This window comes from Actinomyces ruminicola (assembly GCF_900103885.1).
Classification (GTDB): domain Bacteria; phylum Actinomycetota; class Actinomycetes; order Actinomycetales; family Actinomycetaceae; genus Actinomyces; species Actinomyces ruminicola.
In genome coordinates, this window is sequence record NZ_FNIM01000001.1 from 25,376 (window position 1) to 45,790 (window position 20,415).

Sequence of the window (20,415 nt, forward strand, 5' to 3'; positions counted from 1 at the left end):
CGCTCTCCTGTCACCAGATGCACCACTTTCCTGGTCGGCTCCACATAAGCATCAGGCTCCTCCCCCGACATCCAGGGGTAAACGCACCTGCCCTAACTACTCGACCGCAAAAAGTGGTGCATCCAGTGACACCGACGGCTCTCGAACACGCCGTCTCAGCGGGTACGCGCCTCCACGCGCCGCGCGAGTGCCCCCAGGGCCCAGTTGATGACTACGTAGATCACCGCGATGATTACGTAGGCAGGCAGATAGACATCGAGATGGGCGGTCACCCGCGCCGACGAGGTGAGCAGGCGCCCGGCGTACATCAGCTCCAGGTAGGCGACCACGTATCCGAGCGAGGAGTCCTTCAGGATCGTCACCAGCTGGGTGATCAGCGTCGGGAGCATCAGCCGCAGCGCCTGGGGCGCCAGGATCAGGCGCATGGTCTGCCCCGCGCTCAGCCCGAGCACCTGGGAGGCCTCGGTCTGGCCGCGGTCCAGGGCGAGCACGCCGGCGCGGAAGACCTCCGCCGTAGTCGCCGAGGAGCACATGACGATGGGCACGGTGAGCATCCAGAACGGCGGCAGCGTCAGCCCCCAGCGCGGCACCGCCAGCAGGAAGAAGTAGATCAGCAGCAGCATGGGGATGGCGCGCATGGTGTCGATCCAGGCGCCGACCACCATGCGTACCAACGCATTGCGGCTGGTGCGTACCCAGCCCAGGCCGACTCCCAGGGGGAAGGACAGGGCGGCGCCGACGGCGGTGACCAGCAGGGTGTCCGCCAGGGCCCTCCCGAGGTAGCCGACCACGGACTGTCCCAGGAAGTAGCGCCACTTGGGGTAGGCGAGCTGGCCGGCCTGATCGAGTTGCATCAGGGCCGCTGCTGCAAGCGCCAGGATGATCAGGGTGACGAGCACCGAGCCGATGAGAATGCGGCGCCGCCCCTTGGGGCCGGGGGCGTCGAAGAGCAGGTCGGCGTCGCTGGCGCCGGCCGAGCGGGTGGGAGTGCGTGCGGTCAGGGCGCTCATGCGCGGGCCTCTCTTCCAGCGATGCGGCGCTCCAGCAGACCGCCGAGCTGGGTGGCCAGGAAGGCGATCGCCAGGTAGGTCAGTCCCGAGGTGAGGAAGGTGATCACCGCCTGGGCATAACGCAGATTGAGCTGCTGGGTGACATTGGTCAGCTCGGGCACGCCGATCGCTGCGGCCAGAGACGATCCGATCAGGCAGGAGATGAAGATGTTGACCAGCGGCTGGATGGTGCGGGCGAGCGCCTGCGGCAACACCACGGCGCCGATGATCAGCCCGAAGGGCATGCCCAGGGCGCGGGCCGCCTCGATCTGTCCCTTGGACACGGAGTTGATGCCTGAGCGCACCGTCTCGCACACGAAGCCGGAGGCGGAGAAGACGATGGCGGTGACGGCCGCGGCGAACAGCGACAGCGGCACGCCCGCCCGCGGCGCGGCGAAGGCCGCCAGGATCATCAGACACAGAGTGGGGATGTTGCAGGCCACCGTCACCCAGGCGGCGCCCAGGACACGCAGCGGCGGGATCGGGCTGACGCGGAAGACCGCGATCACCGTGCCGACGACGAGCGCGCATGCGTAGCCGATGACGGCTATCGTCAGGGTCGTAGCGAGCCCCTGGCCGATCATGCCGAGGTTGTCGGTGATGACATTCATGGGCACCTCCTCCGGAATGTCGGGGCGGCCGCCCCGGAGGGCGGGCCGCCCCTACACGTGTTGCAGTGCGAGCGGACTGGTGTTGGTCCGGCTCAGTCGGTTGCCGACGCCGTAGCGGCTGCCGTCTCGGAGCCGGGCACGGAGCCGATTACGGGCGGCTCGGGGGCCTCGCCGCCGATGATCGCGCCGATGGTGGCCGTCCAGATGGCATTCCAGGTGCCGTCGTCGTAGATGGTCTGCAGGAAGGTGTTGACGAACTCCTGGGCGTCGGAGTCCTTGGGCAGGCCGATGCCGTAGGGGTCCTCGGTGAAGGGCTCGCCGACGATCTTGACGGCGTCGTTGGACTGCACCTCGCTGAGCTCGAGGGACTGGTCGACGACGTAGGCATCCACCTGACCGGCCTCCAGGGCCGCGACGCAACTGGAGTGGTCCTGGAACTGCGCCTGCTCGGCCTCGGGGGCGGCCTCGTCCAGGGCGGGGCCGGAGGAGGAGTTGGACTGGACGGCGACCTTCACGCCGGCCAGGTCGTCTACGCCGTTGATGCCGGTCTCGTCGGCGCGGACCAGCACGGACTGGCCGGAGGAGTAGTAGGGGCCGGCGAAGGCGATCTTCTCGGCGCGCTCGGGGGTGATCGTGTAGGTGGCGAAGACGGCGTCCACCTGACCGTTCTCGAGCATGGTCTCCCGGGTGTCGGAGGTGACCTGGGTTACCTCCAGCAGGGAGCGGGCGTCGTCCCCTCCGATGATGTAGCGGGCCAGGGCCTGGGCGAGGGCGGCGTCAAAGCCGGAGACCTTCCCGGTGGCGGGGTCCTCCAGGGAGAACACCTCGGAGGTCTTGGTGCCGCCGGTGCTCAGCACACCCGCATTCTTGATGGCCGAGGCCCAGGTGGAGGCGGCCACCACGTCGTCGGCGGCTACCGGGCCGGAGTTGATGACGGTGTCGTAGTCGACGGCGTCAGCAGAGGAGTCGATCGCCTGGCCGTCGGCGCCGGTGTCGGCGCAGGCCGCCAGCACCGCGGCAACCGAGGCGGCACCGGCGGCGGTCAGCAGGCCGCGGCGGGAGAAGTTGACAGAGACGGACATGGTGTTTCCTTTCGAAGCGGGCAGGGCATGGATTGGCATTTAGAGGCCGGCAGGCGGCCACAGGTTGATGGTGAGACGGAGGGCTGGGCTCAGTGGCTGAGCACCTTGGACAGGAAGTCGCGGGCCCGCTCGGTGCGCGGAGCGGCGAAGAACTCCGCGGGGGCGCCGAGCTCCACGATCTGGCCGCCGTCCATGAAGGCCACCCGATCGGCGACGGAGCGGGCGAAGCCCATCTCGTGGGTGACCACGAGCATGGTCATGCCCTCCGCGGCCAGGTCCTTGATGACGTCGAGGACCTCGTTGATCATCTCCGGGTCGAGCGCGGAGGTGGGCTCGTCGAAGAGCATGATCTTGGGGTCCATCGCCAGGGCGCGAGCGATGGCAACCCGCTGTTGCTGGCCTCCTGAGAGCTGCGGCGGGCGCTTGGCGGCCTGGTCGGCCAGGCCGACGCGCTCGAGCAGCTGGAGGGCGCGCGCCTCGGCGTCGGCCTTGGGCACCTTGCGCACGCGGGTGGGCGCGAGGGTGATGTTGTCCAGCACGGTGCGGTGCGGAAAGAGGTTGAAGGACTGGAAGACCATGCCCACCTCGGCGCGCAGGCGGGCCAGTTCGCGCCCCTCCTCGGGCAGGAGCTCACCGTCGATCTCGATGGTGCCGGACTGGATCGTCTCGAGCCGGTTGATGGTGCGACACAGGGTCGACTTGCCGGAGCCGGAGGCGCCGATGACGGCGACCACCTCGCCGCGGTGAATATCCAGGGAGACGTCGTCGAGCGCTTTGAAGTCGCCGTAGTACTTGCTGACGTGGCTGATGCGCACGAGCGGGTACTCAGGGCTGGAAGGGGTGGCGGGAGCAGGCATTAGGAGCCTCTTCTCGATATTAGGGCGAATGGGACTGGGACTGTCTCAACGACAGCAACAGCAACACATTCGCATGACCACTTGCGTTCCCTTCGGTTCGGGTCCGCGGCGACCGGCCCTCCCGGCCACCGTTGCGGCGCCCCGGCTCCGATCCGGGCGGATCGTGCTGCGCGCGCTGCGTGCACAGTAGCACCCGACGCAGGTAGGAACGTGCGCGAGTCGCCTCCGGCCGCGCCACCTGGGAGCGGCCTCACAGCGCCGTCTCGGTGTTTGAGACGCGGCGAGGTTCAGTAGTTGAGGAAGAGGCCGTACAGCCGCGTTGCGAACTAACATCCAGCCATGACCCCTGATGTCATCGACACCGCAGTCGCTCCCCGCCGACCAGCTCCCTCCCCCACCGTCCTGGATGTGTTCGTGGTCTGGCATCCCGGAGACAGGATCGGAAGGGACATCCGCAACGCCCTGTTCGACCACTACCACTCCGACGTGTTCTCCGGGCTGGCGGGCGGTGCGGTGGAGGTTTACGGGCGGTCGGAGCCCGCCCCGGGATCCGACACCCCGCCCGCGATCACAACCCGGGTCGGCAGTGCCGGTAGTGGGCCCGCGGCTACGCACTCCCCGGCGATGTTCTCCGTAATACTCGTGGTGGTTGGTCGGCACCTGGTCCAGGCCAGTATGAAGGAAGGGCCCTGGCGCGAGTACCTGGAGGATCTGCTGCGCCTGCGGGACGACGACGCAGCTCCCGGCAAGATCCTCGTCCTGCCGGTGATGCCCGAGAATCGCATCGAGTCGCAGGGCACTCCTGTTGCCCGGCTGCTGGAGCGCCAAGGGGTTTCCGGCAGCCGCGGCCTGCAGCAGATCATCAACGGCGATCCCGCTGCCGCCCACGGAGCACTGGCACGCGATCTCGGTCAGACGATCGTCCAGGAACTGCTGCGAGAGCCCGGGGATCCTGTAAGAATCACCGTCTTCGTGTCTCACGCCCGCGATGACATACCCCGGGCGGACCATGTGAGTGTCACTCCGCATGGTCCGGTTGCCAAGGTTCAGGCTCTAGCCAACCGGACCCGGCTTGCTACATTCATTGATCTTCATGATCTCCAGGGTGGGGAGGAGTGGGACGCCGCTATACGCGATCGTGCCAGTCACAGTGCCTTGCTGATGGTCCGCACTGACAAGTACGCCTCGCGGGAGTGGACACAGCGGGAGGTGTTGGAGGCGAAGCAGGCGGACATGCCCGTTGTGTGCCTGAGTTCGCTTACCAGCGGCGAGCAGCGGGGATCATTCCTGATGGACCACGTGCCCACTGTGGCCTACCCGGTGGACTCGACGACGGAGCGTGGCGGGGATGCAGGCGGCTTGGAGTCCCGGGACTCGCTGACCGCCACGCAGGAGCGGGCGGTGATAACGGCGCTGAACCGTCTGGTTGACGAGGCGCTCAAGCGGGCCCTGTGGCGGCGCCAGGAGATTCCTCGCGATGTCGAGGCGCGGCTGGGCGCGTCTTCCCAGGATGCAGCTGCGGAGAGTGGCTCCAACAATGACGGCTTCGATGCGGCCCCCGTACATCCGCCGGAGCCGTTGATGCTCACGAGTTTTCTGACCGCGCACAAGCAGGCTTTCCCTCAGGATCACCACCTCTGGCTCCTGCACCCGGACCCGCCACTGCTGCCACCGGAGCACGAGATCATGGTCGATCTCTGCGCGCTGTCCGGGTATGAGCGTGACCAGGTGCATCTGCTCACGCCCCGCACCTTCTTCGCTGCGGGAGGCGTATGGGGCGATGGCGAGCCATCGCTGAACAACTCGAATCTGGCGCTGGAGCGCCCACTCGCCACGCGCATGCTTGGGATCTCCATGGCGAAGAGTCCGGACTTGGAGGCACGCGGCCTGTCCGACCGCCATCTGGAGTTGGCGGTGGCGGAGGTCGCACAGATGATGCTGCTGGCCGGCGGCGGAGTGACCTACGCGGGCGCCATCGGAACCCATGCACCGGATCTCACGGCGGCGGTAATCGATACCGTCGTGCGCTATGTCAACGCTGCGAAGCAGGAGCAACACCGGCACCCCGGCACGCGCGCTGCCGGGCAAAGGCTCCATCCCGGCGACATGTTCAGCCTGACCGTGCCCCGCATGGTCCTGTCGAAGCGTGAGTCGCTGGATCGCCTCGCACGTGTTACGGAAGCTCTCGCTGCTTTTGGGCGAGTCGACGTGGTCGATGAGCACGGGCGCCTGATCGACCTTGACCAGGCACAGCTGTGGACCGATTCCGACCCCGAGCTTCTCGCACGGGCTTATAGCAGTGTGCGCGGTGTGCTGCCGCAATTCTGCGACGCCAGGCTGCTGATCGGCGGGAAGACGGCTCCCGCCTCCCAGTCGGATTCCAAGGGCTACGCGGGAGCCATTCCGGGAATCATTGAGGAGGCCCTGTACACGGTTCGTGCCGGCCAGCCCCTATTCATCGCGGGCGGCTTCGGCGGTGCCGCCGCCGTCCTGGCACACGAGCTGGGGATTGGCGCGGGCATTCCGGTGTCAGAGGCTTCGCTCGCCGCCGTCCGCGCGCTGCCGACCTGCCGCGATGCCGTCGAGGAGATCGCAAGTGGGTTCGATCCGACCTTGACGGGGCTGAATGCTTCAGATCTAGAGCGTCTGGCCGCCACGCAGCGCGCTTCGGAACTGGCGGGCCTGATTGCGCGTGGCCTCAGTGCCTGCGCCACGGATGCTGGAGGCACCGATGCCTAAGGTGAAGGTGTTCCTGAGCTATAACGAGGGCGCTGCTGGCGGGAAGGCGGCGCAGGAACTGCACGATGAGCTGTCGAAGGCGCATGTTGACGCCGTCATGGCGCGGCACGCAATACTTCCAGGAACCGACTGGGAACAGGCGATCCGCGCCGAGTTGGAGTCCAGCGCCGCCCTCGTAAGCGTGGGTACCAAAGGTTACTCAGCTCGTCCGTGGTGCCAGCAGGAGATCGGCTGGGCGCTCGGAAGGCATGTGCCTATCCTATGGATTCAGTACGCCGACGGCGAGTCCCCGGCGGGCTTTCTTGCGCGCACTCAGGCGTTGGTCGCGGATGACCCCGACCGGCCGATGTCGATCGCGAGGGACGTCGTACAGTGGCTTGCAAAGCAGAAGAACACGCGTGAGGCGCTAGTTGACAGCTTGCTGTCCGCGTTGGAGACGTCTGACAGTTACAGAGCCACCCGTGAGTGCGCCGAACTGCTGATTCTGGCTGGCACTCTATCGGAAGACGAATGGAACAGAGTGACGCAGGCGGCAGAAACAAACCGTCAAGTCAGGGATGCTTTTGAGTGGATAGGTGAAGGCCGTTATCGGCGCAGGGTGGCTATGCTCGACTGGCTGAAAAGGCATATCGGGCCGTTGGACCCATAAAAGCGTCAGTCATCATCCGAGGTCCTGCACTCGGGCGCTGGCATACAGGCAGATGGCGGCGGCGGAGGCGACGTTCAGGGACTCGGCCCGCCCGTAGATGGGGATCGAGACCACCGTATCCGCCGCCTCCAGGGCCTCGGGCGCCAGCCCCCGGGCCTCGTTGCCCAGCAGCCAGGCCGACGGCGCCGCCAGCTCCGCCTCGGCGTCGAACAGGCTGATGGTTCCGTGCCCGTCGGCAGCGAGCAGCCTCAGCCCCGCCGCTCGCAGGGCTGCAGTCGCCTTCTCCAACGTGACACCGGTGAGCACCGGCAGGTGGAACAGGGAGCCGGCCGTGGCGCGCACGACCTTCGGGTTCGTCGGGTCCACACTGCCCTTAAGCAGCACGACGGCGTCGGCGCCGGCGGCGTCGGCGGCGCGGATGATGGTGCCGGCGTTGCCGGGGTCCTGGGTCTCGGTGAGCACGGCCACCAGGCGTGCACCTGACAGCGCCGCCTCCAGGGCAGCCCCTGCGAGGGCGTCGGCCTCGCGCGCAGCGTCGCTCTCCGTCACGGGTGCGGCGGCCTCCGCCCCTCCCCCGCCGTCTCCCGACTCCGGCGGAGCCACCACGGCGTCGGTACTCACCACGGCGAGCACCCCCTGGGCGTCCGCGCTCATGGCCGCCATGACCTCGGGGGTGACCAGGTGGGTGTACAGGCCCGCGGCTGCGGCGGCCTCGGCGATGTCGGCGTGAGCTCGGGCCGCCTCCTGCGTCAGGTAGACGTCGAGCACGTAGTCGGCCGCGTGACGGACCGCCTCGCGCACGCCCTGCGGCCCCTCCACCGCGAAGCGGCGGTGCTTGTCGCGGGCGGAGCGGCGGGCCAGCCCGGCCACCCGGGTGATGCGGGTGGCCGCGGGGTTGTCCAGGATCGCGGTTGCACTCATACGCGCAGGTTACCGGCCATACGAAGCCGACCCCCGCATCCCAATCCCGTCGAAAGCGGCGGGGATCGAGTGCGGGGGTCGGGTCAGTGGTCACGGACGCGCGCGGCGACCGCTGATGCGCCTAGAAGCGGCGCGGGATCAGGCATTGGGGGCGTTGACGTCCGCGGGCAGCGCCTTACGGGCGGTCTCCACCAGCGCCTTGAAGGCGGCGGGCTCGTTAACGGCCAGCTCGGCCAGCATGCGGCGGTCGACCTCCACGCCGGCCAGGCCCAGGCCCTGCATGAACCGGTTGTAGGTCATGCCCTCGGCGCGGGCGGCGGCGTTGATGCGCTGGATCCACAGGCGACGGAAGTCGCCCTTGCGGGCGCGGCGGTCGCGGAAGGCGTAGACGCCGGAGTGGGTGACCTGCTCCTTCGCCTTGCGGTACAGGCGGGAGCGCTGCCCGCGGTAGCCGGAGGCGCGGTCGAGTACGGTACGACGCTTCTTCTGGGCGTTTACAGCCCGCTTCACACGTGCCATGTGATGACTCCTTGTTGTGTTGTGGGCTGATCAGCGACCGAGCAGACGCTTGACCTGGCGGACGTCGGCCGGGGCCACGGGCTGGTCCTGGGACAGCTTGCGCTTGCGGCGGGAGGACTTGACCTCCAGCAGGTGGCGCTTGCCGGCCTGCTCGCGCATGAGCTTGCCGCTTCCGGTGACCCGGAAGCGCTTCTTGGCACCGGAGTGCGTCTTGTTCTTCGGCATGTTTATTTCCTCATTCTCGGTCCCCGACGCCGGGTGGGTCGGGGGCTGCGGACCTCGTCGTGTGACGGGGCTGGGTATGTGTGCAGTATGTGCGCGTGCCCGCGGGGGCGGACCTGCTGCCGGTGCGGGCTCATTCGCCCGCGGCGGCCTCCTCGGCGGCCTTTGCCTCCGCCTTGGCCTCGCGTGCGGCCCGGGCGGCCTGCTTCTCGGCGCGGCGGCTGGCGCGGGCGGCCTCACGGCGCCGACGCTGGTCGGACTTGACCTCCGCCTTCTTGCGGGTGGGGGCCAGCACCATGACCATGTTGCGGCCGTCCTGGCGGGGGTGAGACTCGATGTTGCCCAGCTCGGCGACCTCTTCGGCCACGCGCTGCAGCAGGCGGATGCCCAGCTCCGGGCGGGACTGCTCGCGCCCGCGGAAGCGGACGATGCACTTGACCTTGTCCCCGCCCTTGAGGAAGCGCTCGACGTGCCCCATCTTGGTGGCGTAGTCGTGCTCGTCGATCTTGGGACGGAACTGGATCTCCTTGAGCTGGGTGTTGGCCTGGTTGCGCCGGGCGTCGCGCGCCTTCATGGCCGACTCGTACTTGAACTTGCCGTAGTCCATGAGTCGGCACACCGGGGGGCGTGCGTCGGGGGCGACCTCTACGAGGTCGAGGCCGGCCTCTTCGGCCAGGCGGAGGGCGTCCTCTACCCGGACGATGCCGACCTGCTCACCGCTGGGGCCGACCAGCCGCACCTCGGGGACGCGGATCCGTTCGTTGATACGGGGCTCGCTGATGACTGTTCCTCACTCTTGTCAGTGGTAACCGTCGCAACGAAGAAGGCCTTCGCCGCATACGCGCACGAAGGCCTTTCATGTGCTCGCAAGAGCACGGCCGCAGGCACCCGAAAGGGCCGCGACCGCGAGGATCGCTCCTCGCATGACCCGGCCCCTCTTGAGGGACCCAGGTGGGATTTCTCCGCTTGCGTGCCGGAGATACGCCCCCGGCCGGTCGGTGCCCGAGTTTAGCAGTCGCCTGCCGGACCGCGGCCGCGCCGGGCGTCGGAGGAGATGTGAGTCTGCCCATAGACCCGCCGGACGTTTCAAGCCGGCACCGGGCACAGCTCCACGGTGTCGATGAACTCGCCCCAGGCCGGGTTGACCATGACGTACTGGCACTGCTCCAGGGCGGCGGCCACGGCACGGTTGCCGGCGGAGGCATCCACACGTATGAACACGCGCAGCTCGGCGCCCTCGCCCGGGGCGAAGGCGACCCCGGTCACTCCGTCCACGGCGCCCAGCTGCGCGGCCACCTCCGCCTGCACCGGCTCATTGCGCCAGGAGGGGATCCAGTCCTCTCCCCCGGCCAGGGCGACCACGGCGGGACGCGGCAGCCGCAGGTCGCGGGTGCCCGGGTCCAGCACCCACAGCTGGTCGGTGCTCAGGCAGGCCACCTGGGCGGCGCGCTGGGGCGTGACGGGGACGGGACGCACGTCTTCTCGCCAGACCGCGACCGCGGCGGCCGAGGTGAACACCGGCAGGGCCAGGTGCCCGTCATCGAGCCGGACGGCCAGCTCCGCGGCGTCCTCGGCGGCGTCGGCCGTGTGCGGCTCGTGCGCGGGAATCCCCGGTGCGGACTCCCCCAGCCTGACCGGCTTGGGTCCGCCGACGGCGTGCGCCGCCACGGGCACGATCAGACGACTCGCCGCCAGCGCGGCCAGGAGCCGGTCGAGGTACTCGTGGCGCGGCAGCTCCTGGGCCGCCAGGGCGGCGGTCACGGCGGGGTCAGCGGCGCCGTCGTCGGACGCGAAGGGGGTGGGGGCGGACAGCAACTGCTCCAACCGGTCTCGGGCGGCCATGGCGGCCGCCAGCTGCGGGTCCTCGGGCAGTCTCCCGCCGGCATCGTCGACGGGCGCCGAGTAGGTGCCGGTATTGTCCGGGGTGTTGACCATGCTTATCGCGTCCCCTGCGCGGAGTCCTCGCCACGGCAGACGGCCAGTGCCTCCTGGAGGGTGAAGTTGCCGTTGTACAGGGCCTTGCCGACGATCGCGCCCTCGAGCCCGTAGCGCTCCAGGCGGGCGAGGGCGCGCAGGTCGTCCAGGTGGGCGATGCCGCCGGAGGCGACCACGGGAGCAGCGGTGCGCTCACATACCTCCCGCAGCAGCTTGATGTTCGGCCCCATCAGGGTGCCGTCCTTGGTGACGTCGGTGACGACGTACCGGGCGCAGCCGGCGGCGTTCAGGCGGTCCAGGGTCTCCCACAGGTCCCCGCCCTCCTTGGTCCACCCGCGAGCGGCCAAGGTGGTGCCGCGCACGTCCAGGCCGACGGCGATCTTGTCCCCGTGCTCGGCGATGACCCGCTCGGTCCACTCCGGGTCCTCCAGGGCGGCGGTGCCGAGGTTGACGCGGGCGGCTCCGGCGGCCAGCGCCCGGTGCAGGGATTCGTCGTCACGGATGCCGCCCGAGAGCTCGACCTTCACGTCCACCTCCCCGACGATGCGGGCCAGCAGCGGGGCGTTGGTGCCGCGCCCGAAGGCCGCGTCCAGGTCCACCAGGTGGATCCACTGCGCGCCGGCATCCGCCCAGTCTCGTGCCGCCTCTATGGGGCTGCCGTAGTCAGTCTCGCTGCCGGCCTCGCCGCGCAGCAGACGAACGGCCTTGCCGTAGGCAACATCAACGGCCGGGAAGAGGGTGAGCATGGGCGCCTCCTTGAAGTGATAGAGCGGTTGGTTGGCTGAATTACGCCGATATCAGAGCGTGGTGAGCCAGTTGCGCAGCAGCTGTGCCCCGGCGTCCCCTGATTTCTCCGGGTGGAACTGGGTGGCGCTGAGCGCTCCGTTCTCGACGGCGGCGATGAAGTCCTCGCCGTGGGTGGACCAGGTGGCGCGGGGCGGGCGCGTTCGGCCGGGACCCAGCAGGACGGCCGGGTCGGTCTTGGCGGCGTAGGAGTGCACGAAGTAGAAGCGCTCGGAGCCGGAGGAGTCGAACAGGCCTTTGAACAGGACCGTATCCGCGGGTGGGCGCACCTGGCTCCAACCCATGTGGGGCACGACGTCCGCCTCGAGGCGGGAGACGGTGCCGGGCCACTGGGCCAGCCCACGCGCCGCCTCTGTGCCGGACTGCTCGGTGTGCTCGGTGGACGTCTCAAACATCACCTGCATGCCCACACAGATCCCCAGCACGGGCCTGCCACCCGCCAGCCGTCGGTCGATGAGCCGGGGGGCGTCGACGGCGCGCAGCTGTTCCATGACGGCGGCGAAGGCGCCGACGCCCGGAACGACGAGCCCGTCGGCGCTGGCCACGGCGTCGGGGTCCGCGGTCAGCTCGGCGGCGGCGCCCACGCGTTCCAGGGCGCGCATCGCCGAGCGCACGTTTCCGCTTCCGTAGGACAGGACGACGACGTGTGGTTGCCTCACGAGGACACCCTACCTAGGCGCGTGCGTATGGCCGCCACCATGTCAGTTACCGGACTGGTCACCCTGATCGCGGCCCCCGCCACGCTGACGCATGCCCCGGCCCAGCCAGCGCATCATTCGCCCGGGCTTGACCTCGCTGGTCCTGACGGCGCCCGGAACCCTCTCGGCCCGAGTGACGCCCAGCAGGATGTCCTCGATAGTCTGGTCGGCGGACGCCAGCAGCAGCCCGGCGCTCGTCTCCTCCCCCGCCTCGCCGTTCTGATAACGGCGGGCGGTGATGGTGCCCGACAAGCCGCTCTCAATGCCGACGTCCGTGGCCAGGTCCGCGGTCATGAGCACCACGCCCAGGCGGCTGAGGCGGGACAGGGCACCGGCGAGCTCGGCCGCCTCGGCGGGCTCGGTGTCGGTTCCGCCCAGAAGCTCGGCGATGTCCCACTCGGCGTGTGCGGAGACGAACTCCTTGACCGCGATGGCACCGGAGCGGGAGGGCACCACCCAGCAGTCAAGGCCGCCGGCGGCGCACAAGGCGGCCAGGGCATCCGCGCTGGCCAGCGGAGTGAGCACGACGGCGATCTTCACGGCCTTGGCGCCGCCGTCCTCGGCGTTCGCGTCGGCGTCCAAGGCGGCGGCCAGGGCCTCGACCTCGGCAAGCTGCTCGGGGGTCAGCTCGGCGTCGTCGCCGGAGCCGACCGAGCCCGCGGAGGCGGCACTGCCGGGGAGGCCGTAGACGTTGTGGGGAACGTCGTCGGTTGAGACGGGGCCGGTGGCCTCCGGCAGGTCGGAGGGCTCGGAGGGCAGCTGCAGGCCCTCCATCATGGCGGCGAACTCGGCGTCGATGTCCGGCTCGTCGTCGCGGCGGCCGGCCGGGCCGGCGGAGTGGTCGTCATGCATCACAGGGCGCCTTTGGTTGAGGGGATGCCGTCCACGCGGGGGTCGGGCTCCACTGCGGAGCGCAGGGCGCGGGCGAGGGCCTTGAACTCGGCCTCGGCAATGTGGTGGGGGTCGCGGCCGGAGATCACGCGCACGTGCAGGCAGATGCCGGCGTGGTAGGCGATCGCCTCCAGGCAGTGGCGGACCATGGATCCGGTGAAGTGCCCGCCGATCAGGTGGTGCACGAAGGCCTCGGACTCGCCGTCGTGCACGAGGTAGGGGCGGCCGGAGAGGTCGACGACGGCCTGCGCCAGGGCCTCGTCCAGGGGCACCAGGGCGTCGCCGAAGCGCTTGATGCCGCGCTTGTCCCCCAGGGCGGTCTTCAGGGCCTCACCGATGCAGATGGCGGTGTCCTCCACGGTGTGGTGGACGTCGATGTCGGTGTCCCCGGAGGCGCGCACGGTCAGGTCGATCAGCGAGTGCTTGCCCAGGGCGGTGAGCATGTGGTCGTAGAAGGGGACCGTGGTGGAGATGTCGGTGCTGCCGGTGCCGTCCAGGTTCAGCTCGACGATGACTGAGGACTCGCTGGTGGCGCGTTCAATGCGGGCGGTGCGGTTCATGCGTTGTTCTCCTTTGTATCCGCGGTATCCGCCCCCGTGGTCACGTGCACGAGCGCATCACGGAAGCGTTCCATCTCCTGCGGGGTGCCGACGCATACCCGAAGATACCCGTCCGGCCCGACCACGCGAATGAGGACGCCCCGATCCAGCAGCCCCTGCCACACCGCCTCGCGGTCTGCGAAGGGGCCGAACAGCACGAAGTTCGCATCGGACTCGTAGGCGGTCCAGCCCTGCGCGCGCAGCCAGGTCACCAGGGCGTCGCGTTCCTCGCGCAGCGAGGCGACCTGGCTCATGAGCTCCTCGCGGTGCGCCAGGGCAGCCAGGGCCGCCGCCTGGGAGACGGCGGACAGGTGGTAGGGCAGGCGCACGATGCGCAGCATGTCCACCAGCTCGCGGGATCCGGCCAGGTAGCCCAGTCTCAGTCCGGCCATGCCGAAGGCCTTGCTCATGGTGCGCGTCACGGCCAGGTGCGGGTACCGGTGGGCTCCGGCGGCGTCGGTGCGCGCCAGCAGCTCCAGCGCGCTGGGCACGCCGGGCCGGCGGAACTCACCGTAGGCCTCGTCGACCACTACTACACAGTCGGCGGGATCCGGGCCCGCGGCCGCGTCGTCGGGGCCGTGACCGCGAGCGGCCTCCAGGATGGCGGCGACGTCGTCGAGCGGCAGGGCGGTGCCGGTGGGATTGTTGGGGCTGGCAAGGATGACCACGGCGGGGCGCTCGCGCTCGATGGCCGCGGCGACGGCGTCTGTATCGAGGGTGAAGTCCTCCCGCCTGGCCACGGTGACGTAGCGGGTGAAGGTGTCGCGGGCGTACTCGGGGTACATGGAGTAGGTGGGAGTGAAGGACAGGCAGCTGCGCCCCGGGCCGCCGAAGGCCTGCAGCACCTGCAGCATGACCTCGTTGGATCCGTTGGCGGCCCAGATCTGCCGCCAGTCCAGCCGCACCCCGGCCTCGGCATCCAGGTAGTCGGCCAGGGCGGAGCGCAGGGCGGGGAAGTCCCGATCCGGATAGCGGTTCAGCCCCGCAGCGGCCCGGCCGACGGCGGCCGCGATGTCAGCCGCCACGGCGGGGCTGGGAGGGTAGGGGTTCTCGTTGACGTTGAGGCGTACGGGCACGTCCAGTTCAGGCGCGCCGTAGGGTTCGCAGCCCTGCAGATCGGGCCGTAGCGGGAGAACGGTCACGCCGCGAGTCTACGCGGAATCGCCTGCCGGTCATTCCCGCGTCCAGGCCGATCGCGAGGGCGGTGACGAGATGCAGTTCGCCGCGGAAGACGTCACACGCATCGGCACCGCGTATAACCCGGCAGCAGCGCATCTAGCCCCACCTTGAGGACGAGCCGGTTGCCGGCGGTGATGACGAGTGGGCCCGCCACCGCGAGGATCAACGACCCAGCGGCCGCGCCCTGGGGTGCGGCCGCTGGGAAGCGCCGGGAGAAGGCTCAGAAACGCGCAGAGGCCAGCCGGGCGCCCTCGGTCAGGGAGGCGAGCTTTGACCAGGCGATGTGCGCGTGGACGCGCCCGCCCAGGCCGCAGTCGGTGGAGGCGACCACGCGTTCGGGGCCGACCAGGCGCGCGAAGCGCTCGATGCGGTCGGCCACGAGTTCGGGGTGCTCCAGCACGTTGGTGGCGTGGGAGACGACTCCCGGAATCAGGTACTTGCCGTCGGGCAGCGGGGTGTCCCGCCAGATCTTCCACTCGTGCTCGTGGCGGACGTTGGCGGCCTCGAAGCTCAGGCCGTTGGCATTCACGGACAGGGCCAGGTCGACGATCTTGTCGAAGCCGAGGTCGGTGGAGTGGGGGCCGTGCCAGGAGCCCCAGCACACGTGGTAGCGGACCTGGGCGGGGTCGATGCCCTCCAGGGCGTGGTTGAGGGCCTCGATGCGCACCGCGGAGAAGCGGCGGTAGTCCTCCAGCGGCGGCTCGGTGACGAACTGGTCCCAGGACTCGGCCAGGTCGGGGGCGTCGATCTGGACGGTGAGTCCGGCGTCGGTGATGGCCTTGTACTCCTCGCGCAGCGCCTCCGCCCACGCCCACACGCAGGCCTCGTCGTCTTCGTAGTAGTAGTTGCCCACGCGGGCCGCCGCGGCGGGGCTGATGGAGGCGACGAAGCCCTCGCTCAGCGGCTTGCCGGCCTGCTCGAGGCCGTGCTTCAGGGCCGCGACGTCACGGGCTACCGTGGCCTGCCCGGTGTAGCGGATCTCGCCGGTGACGCCGGGGAATACCCACGGTCTGCGAGTAGCCAGGTGAATGCCGGAGGTGGGGTCGGAGTAGGCGTCGGCGTAGGCGACCCAGTCACGCCGGTCGGTCATGGCGTCCAACTCGAGCTTGCCGGCCGGAGTGGGCTTGCGCTCGGGCAGTTGGTCCAACAGCTCCAGGCCGCTGAAGCGGCTGAAGGAGTAGGACCACCAGGCACCGTAGTCGACCTTCTCGGTCATGGCGTGGCCGTATTCGCCGTCGTTGACGATCGTCAGGCCGATCTCGGCCTGACGGGCGACGACGGCGTCGGTCTGTTCGGCGATGATCGCGGCCAGGGCGGCATCGTCGAGCGTGCCGGCGGCGTGGGCGGCGTTCGCCTCGAGGAGGGCATCGGTGCGGGGCAGGGAGCCGACATGGGTGGTGCGGATTTGTGTGGCCATAACGGGTCCTTCCATCGGTCCTGGCGGGAGCACCGCACCGGCGGCTGCCTGCCGACGGCGTGGTTGCTGCGGCGTCGACGAGCCAGGTCTCTCGGCCGCTCTGGATGGTGCGGGGGCAGCATAACAAGGCCCACCGGGAGTCATGAGGGGCGAGTCCCAAAGTGTGGACGGCACGGTCCGGGCCACTTCTGCGCCGAACCGCCATATCGGCACGGAATCAACGAATCCGAGAACCCTGCATATCCGTCCTGACGACTCCGGCTCCCCTGCCGGAGTTGAGCCGTCTAACGCTCGGCGACGATCTCCACGCGGCGGTTGGCCGCTCGTCCCTCTTCCGACACGGAGCCGTCCTCGTTCTCCTCAGCGGCGATCGGCTCGGACTCCCCCTTGCCCTGTGCGGAGATGGTTAGCTCTGGCAGCTGGGCGACTACGTATACCCGTACCGCCTCGGCGCGGCGCTCCGACAGGTCCTGGTTGTAGGCATCGTCATCCACCGAGTCCGTGTGCCCGGTGATCGTCACCTTGGTAGGTGGGTCGCTCCGCCAGTCCTCGATCAGCTCGTCCAGAACCTCATGTGCGCGCTCGGTGAGCTCGGCGGAGTCAGTCTCGAAGTTGACATCGCTCGACAAGGTCGTGGTGGTGCGGTCTTCCGACTCGACCACCGAGGCTGCGCCGTCCAGCGTACCGATCGGCGCCTCAATGTCGTAGGACCGCAGCTCGAGGGAGTACACGGGCGTGTCAACGTCCTCAGCGGCTTCGGGCATCACGCCCGGGGCGACGCATCGGGTAGTGGTGGAGGCCGAAGCGGATGCGCTGGCCGCCGACGTCGCCGAGACCGCCAGCGCCCTCGGCGCGGAGGTGACTGCGTCCGGCCCCACCGACAGCACCAGCGCGGCCCCGACAACCACCGCAGCCGCCACCGGCACCGAGCACGCCCTCCGGCGGGTCATCGGGTCACCGCCACGTCGGTGAACAGCTGCAAGCCCGGGATGGAGATGGTGACCGTCTCCACGTTCTCCGGCAGCGGCGCGTACATGTTGTAGTAGATCGCCGTATCGCCCGGGCGGATTCTGTCGGGGCGCGAGCAGAGCGGGTCGCCGTCGGTGTTGCGGGCGGTCTCATAGGTCTTCTGGTTGAGGCCGTCGATTATGGTCACGTCGGCAGTCGTGCCCGAACCGAACGAGGTGGTCGGGTAGAGCCCCTCGTGGTCATCGTCGTCGGGTGAAAGGCTGGTCACCGAGAAGGTGACAATCGTGAAGCCCCCGGTCACGGTGACGGCATTGAGGTCCACCCGCGCCGGTTCCTCAGCGGCCGAGCCGTTGTTCAGCTCGGTCTCCTGGGAGCCGAGTACCGGCAGCTCGCCGGTGAAGGGCAGCGCCGTGCCGGCGGCGGAGGCCTGCGCGGCCGCGCTGGCCACGTCTGCGGCCGCGCCGGCGCCCTCGCCGTCGTCGCCGCCACGCCTGGTCAAGCCGCATGCCGCCAGCGCCCCGACCAGCGCTACAGATCCTCCCAGCGCCAGGAAATGACGCCGACCGCAACCTTGAGATGACGCGGATGCGGTGGCGGAAACCCGCTTGAACGAAGACATGAGCATGCAGCTTCTCCTTGAAGGGGATCGGGGTCATCAGCGGGGACCATCCACCCGCGCCCTAACCGGCTGTCAGCTTCGTGCGCCGACGCGCTTGGAATCCCACCCGAGATCTATCGAAACGTTATCTAATGGCTCAGGTGTAGTCAAGCTCGCGCAACCATGCATTGAGGGTCGACGATACGGGTACGAGGTCGGCGGGGCCCGACGTGATGGCTCCGATCAGCGGATGTCCTGCAGTGGGCCGGCGTCATGGTTACCAGTCGGTGCAGCGGGTTAGCGTGGCTGCCATGAACTCGCCCGCCTCGACCATCACGCCCGTCGATCCCGCGGCCCCGCCCGGCGGCGGGGCCGCTCCCATCCGGGAGCGCGCCGAGGCGGTGCTGCGCGCCCTGGTCGGGCGGGCGGAGGCCCGGCTGCGCGCGGATCAGTGGCGCGCCATCGAGGCGCTGGTGGTGCAGCGGCGGCGGACGCTGGTGGTGCAGCGCACCGGCTGGGGCAAATCCGCCGTCTACTTCGTGGCCACCGTACTGCTGCGGGAGGGCTGGGCGGGGTGGCGGCCCGGCGCCCCCGTCCCCTCCCCCGGCGCCCGCACCGGTGCGGGCGCCACCGTGATCATCTCTCCGCTGCTGGCGCTGATGCGTGACCAGGTGGCCTCCGCCCGGCGCGCCGGCATCAACGCCCTGACCATGAACTCGGTCAACGCCCCGCAGTGGCCCGAGATCCAGGCCCAGATACACCGCGGCGAGGTGGACGTGCTGCTGGTGTCCCCCGAGCGGCTCAACAATCCCGTCTTTCGGGATGAGGTGCTGCCGGGGCTGGCGGCCGACGCCGCCCTGGTGGTGATAGACGAGGCGCACTGCATCTCCGACTGGGGGCACGACTTCCGCCCCGACTACCGGCGCATCCGCACGCTGCTGGCGGGCCTGCCCCCGGGCACGCCGGTGCTCGCCACCACGGCGACGGCGAATGCCCGGGTCACGGCCGACGTCGCCGAGCAGCTCGGCTCCCCCGCCGCCGGAGTCCCCGGAGCGGGAGAGGACGCCGAGACGCTGGTGCTGCGGGGGACGCTCGCGCGCGAGTCCCTGCACCTGGGTGTGCGCCGCCTGCCGGACTCCGCCACGCGCCTGGCCTGGCTGACCGACTACCTGCGCGCCACGCCCGGATCCGGCATCGTGTACTGCCTGACGGTGTCGGCCGCCGGCGAGGTCGCCGCGCAACTGCGCGATGCGGGCCTGGAGGTTGCCGCCTATACGGGCCGCACGGACGCCGCGGAGCGGGAGCGCCTGGAGGGCGAGCTCCAGGGCAACCGGGTCAAGGCGCTGGTGGCGACCAGTGCCCTGGGCATGGGCTTCGACAAGCCGGACCTGGCCTTCGTCGTACACCTGGGGGCGCCGAGTTCTCCGGTGACCTACTACCAGCAGGTGGGCCGAGCGGGGCGCGGAGTCGAGCGCGCGGAGGTGGTACTGCTGCCGGGGGCCGAGGACCGGGCCATTTGGAATTGGTTCGGCTCCCAGGGCTTCCCGCCCGAGGACGCGGTTCGCGAGGTGCTGGCCGCACTGGACGCCCGCGACCGAGCCGGTGCGGAGCCACTGAGTACGAACGCGCTGGAGACCGTGGTGCCGCTGCGGCGCCCGCGGCTGGAGTCAATGCTGAAGGTGCTCGACGTCGACGGCGCGGTTAGGCGGGTGCGCGGCGGTTGGGTGTCGACCGGCCGCTCCTGGGCGTATGACGCGCAGCGTTATGCGCGCGTGGAGGCCGCCCGTGCCGCGGAGCAGGAGTTGATGGAGCGTTATGAGGCGCTCGCGGCGCCCGCGTGCCGCATGTCCTTCCTGCGCGATGTGCTTGACGATCCCGAGCTGACCCGGGGCTGGCGGTGCGGCGCCTGCGACCTGTGCGGCGGGCTGCAATTGCCTCCGGCGCCGGGCGAGCGGGAGATCGCCGCGGCTCGGCGGGCCCTGTCCCGGGTGGGCATCGCGCTCGAGCCCCGCAAGCGGTGGCCCACCGGCATGGACCGCCTGGGGCTGCCCGAGCTCACCGGCACTATTGCCGAGGCCGACCGGCCGGAGCCGGGTCTGGCGGTCGGGCGTCTGGACGGTCTGGGTGTTTCGGCGTCCCTGCGCGACCTGCTCGACTCCGGTGCGGACGGCGAGGTGCCGCCCGGCCTACGCGCTCCCGTGCTGGAGGTCGTCGACAGGCTCGTCGCAGACATGAGTCTCCCAGGCGGGCAGGACGACGGCGGGCGGGCGGCAACCGGGGAGGTGGCCGTGGTCATTGTCGACTCGCGTACGCGCCCGCGGCTCGTGCGCCATCTCGGGCGGGCACTGACCCGTCACCTGGGGGCCATCCCCCTGGGTGTCATTGAGGTGCTCGGCGCGCCGGGTCGGCACGATGTCGGATCCGCCTTCCGGCTGGCCGAGGTCGCCCGTTCGCTGACGCTGAGGGGATGGTCGCCGCGAAGGCGGGCGCGGCTCCGCGGCGCCCGGGTCGTGCTGGTGGATGACTGGGCCGACTCCGGCTGGACGCTCGCCGTCGCGGCTCGGCTGCTGCGCCGGGCGGGAGCGGCCTCGGTACACCCCCTGGTCCTGGCGCAGCGCTGAGTCGGGCCGTCGCCTCCGCGGCGGTGCGGGGCGGTTGCCCCGATCCGGCATCAGC

21 protein-coding genes are annotated in these 20,415 nt (G+C 69.8%); 4 read left to right on the forward strand and 17 right to left on the reverse strand.

Features of this window, described 5'->3' with window-relative positions; all coding sequences use genetic code 11:
- Window positions 1-155: 155 nt before the first annotated feature.
- The 4 genes from BLR49_RS00130 to BLR49_RS00145 form a co-directional block, all read right to left on the reverse strand.
- Window positions 156-1,010, reverse strand: coding sequence for an amino acid ABC transporter permease (locus BLR49_RS00130; protein WP_092531650.1), 855 nt, complete (start codon window positions 1,008-1,010; stop codon window positions 156-158).
- Entirely contained in the window at window positions 1,007-1,660 is a 654-nt protein-coding gene (locus BLR49_RS00135) for an amino acid ABC transporter permease (RefSeq protein WP_092531653.1), read from the reverse strand. The genes BLR49_RS00130 and BLR49_RS00135 overlap by 4 nt, the downstream gene beginning before the upstream one ends.
- A gap of 92 nt (window positions 1,661-1,752) precedes the next feature.
- Window positions 1,753-2,742, reverse strand: coding sequence for a glutamate ABC transporter substrate-binding protein (locus BLR49_RS00140; protein WP_092531656.1), 990 nt, complete (start codon window positions 2,740-2,742; stop codon window positions 1,753-1,755).
- 89 nt (window positions 2,743-2,831) lie between these two features.
- Window positions 2,832-3,599 carry an amino acid ABC transporter ATP-binding protein gene (locus tag BLR49_RS00145; protein ID WP_092531658.1) on the reverse strand — a complete coding sequence of 256 codons (768 nt, stop codon included), beginning with the start codon at window positions 3,597-3,599 and terminating at the stop codon, window positions 2,832-2,834.
- 339 nt (window positions 3,600-3,938) lie between these two features.
- Here BLR49_RS00145 and BLR49_RS00150 point away from each other — a divergent pair, with 339 nt between their 5' ends.
- Both BLR49_RS00150 and BLR49_RS00155 read left to right on the forward strand, forming a co-directional pair.
- The gene (locus BLR49_RS00150; protein WP_092531661.1) at window positions 3,939-6,338 is read left to right on the forward strand and encodes a TIR domain-containing protein; all 2,400 of its coding nucleotides are present in this window, start codon (window positions 3,939-3,941) and stop codon (window positions 6,336-6,338) included.
- The gene (locus BLR49_RS00155) at window positions 6,331-6,987 is read left to right on the forward strand and encodes a toll/interleukin-1 receptor domain-containing protein (RefSeq protein WP_176765711.1); all 657 of its coding nucleotides are present in this window, start codon (window positions 6,331-6,333) and stop codon (window positions 6,985-6,987) included. Before BLR49_RS00150 ends, BLR49_RS00155 begins: the two co-directional genes overlap by 8 nt.
- A 12-nt stretch (window positions 6,988-6,999) precedes the next feature.
- Here BLR49_RS00155 and BLR49_RS00160 read toward each other — a convergent pair whose 3' ends face one another.
- The 12 genes from BLR49_RS00160 to BLR49_RS00215 form a co-directional block, all read right to left on the reverse strand.
- Window positions 7,000-7,908 (reverse strand): TrmH family RNA methyltransferase, encoded by a 909-nt coding sequence (locus tag BLR49_RS00160; protein WP_092531667.1) that lies wholly within the window; start codon window positions 7,906-7,908, stop codon window positions 7,000-7,002.
- A gap of 138 nt (window positions 7,909-8,046) precedes the next feature.
- Complete coding sequence (gene rplT / locus BLR49_RS00165) at window positions 8,047-8,427, reverse strand: 50S ribosomal protein L20 (protein WP_092531670.1); 381 nt, start codon at window positions 8,425-8,427, stop codon at window positions 8,047-8,049.
- 30 nt (window positions 8,428-8,457) lie between these two features.
- The gene (gene rpmI, locus BLR49_RS00170) at window positions 8,458-8,652 is read right to left on the reverse strand and encodes a 50S ribosomal protein L35 (protein WP_092531673.1); all 195 of its coding nucleotides are present in this window, start codon (window positions 8,650-8,652) and stop codon (window positions 8,458-8,460) included.
- A 130-nt stretch (window positions 8,653-8,782) separates the two neighbouring features.
- Window positions 8,783-9,430 carry a translation initiation factor IF-3 gene (infC, locus tag BLR49_RS00175; protein WP_092531676.1) on the reverse strand — a complete coding sequence of 216 codons (648 nt, stop codon included), beginning with the start codon at window positions 9,428-9,430 and terminating at the stop codon, window positions 8,783-8,785.
- A gap of 305 nt (window positions 9,431-9,735) precedes the next feature.
- Window positions 9,736-10,491 (reverse strand): SseB family protein, encoded by a 756-nt coding sequence (locus tag BLR49_RS00180; protein WP_176765752.1) that lies wholly within the window; start codon window positions 10,489-10,491, stop codon window positions 9,736-9,738.
- Window positions 10,492-10,586: 95 nt separating this feature from the next.
- The gene (priA, locus tag BLR49_RS00185; RefSeq protein WP_092531679.1) at window positions 10,587-11,330 is read right to left on the reverse strand and encodes a bifunctional 1-(5-phosphoribosyl)-5-((5-phosphoribosylamino)methylideneamino)imidazole-4-carboxamide isomerase/phosphoribosylanthranilate isomerase PriA; all 744 of its coding nucleotides are present in this window, start codon (window positions 11,328-11,330) and stop codon (window positions 10,587-10,589) included.
- Between the two features lie 51 nt (window positions 11,331-11,381).
- Complete coding sequence (hisH, locus tag BLR49_RS00190; protein ID WP_092531682.1) at window positions 11,382-12,047, reverse strand: imidazole glycerol phosphate synthase subunit HisH; 666 nt, start codon at window positions 12,045-12,047, stop codon at window positions 11,382-11,384.
- Window positions 12,048-12,089: 42 nt separating this feature from the next.
- Entirely contained in the window at window positions 12,090-12,938 is an 849-nt protein-coding gene (locus tag BLR49_RS00195) for a hypothetical protein (RefSeq protein ID WP_092531685.1), read from the reverse strand.
- Window positions 12,938-13,537 carry an imidazoleglycerol-phosphate dehydratase HisB gene (gene hisB, locus BLR49_RS00200; protein WP_092531688.1) on the reverse strand — a complete coding sequence of 200 codons (600 nt, stop codon included), beginning with the start codon at window positions 13,535-13,537 and terminating at the stop codon, window positions 12,938-12,940. The genes BLR49_RS00195 and hisB overlap by 1 nt, the downstream gene beginning before the upstream one ends.
- A complete protein-coding gene (locus tag BLR49_RS00205; protein ID WP_092531691.1) occupies window positions 13,534-14,718 on the reverse strand; it encodes a histidinol-phosphate transaminase in 1,185 nt (394 codons plus the stop codon). Before BLR49_RS00205 ends, hisB begins: the two co-directional genes overlap by 4 nt.
- Before the next feature lie 257 nt (window positions 14,719-14,975).
- Window positions 14,976-16,172: a cobalamin-independent methionine synthase II family protein gene (locus tag BLR49_RS00210; protein WP_092531694.1), complete on the reverse strand. Its 1,197-nt coding sequence runs from the start codon at window positions 16,170-16,172 to the stop codon at window positions 14,976-14,978.
- 284 nt (window positions 16,173-16,456) lie between these two features.
- Complete coding sequence (locus tag BLR49_RS00215) at window positions 16,457-16,903, reverse strand: OmpA family protein (RefSeq protein WP_176765712.1); 447 nt, start codon at window positions 16,901-16,903, stop codon at window positions 16,457-16,459.
- Between the two features lie 4 nt (window positions 16,904-16,907).
- On the opposite strand from BLR49_RS00215, the gene BLR49_RS12920 reads away from it, so the two are divergent.
- Window positions 16,908-17,144 carry a hypothetical protein gene (locus BLR49_RS12920; RefSeq protein ID WP_176765713.1) on the forward strand — a complete coding sequence of 79 codons (237 nt, stop codon included), beginning with the start codon at window positions 16,908-16,910 and terminating at the stop codon, window positions 17,142-17,144.
- Here the strand turns inward: BLR49_RS12920 and BLR49_RS00220 are convergent.
- Window positions 17,119-17,766, reverse strand: coding sequence for a hypothetical protein (locus tag BLR49_RS00220; protein WP_143013658.1), 648 nt, complete (start codon window positions 17,764-17,766; stop codon window positions 17,119-17,121). The two genes, BLR49_RS12920 and BLR49_RS00220, sit on opposite strands and share 26 nt — an antisense overlap.
- Before the next feature lie 284 nt (window positions 17,767-18,050).
- Between BLR49_RS00220 and BLR49_RS00225 the strand changes: the two genes are divergently transcribed.
- The gene (locus BLR49_RS00225; RefSeq protein WP_092531703.1) at window positions 18,051-20,360 is read left to right on the forward strand and encodes a RecQ family ATP-dependent DNA helicase; all 2,310 of its coding nucleotides are present in this window, start codon (window positions 18,051-18,053) and stop codon (window positions 20,358-20,360) included.
- Window positions 20,361-20,415: the final 55 nt, after the last annotated feature.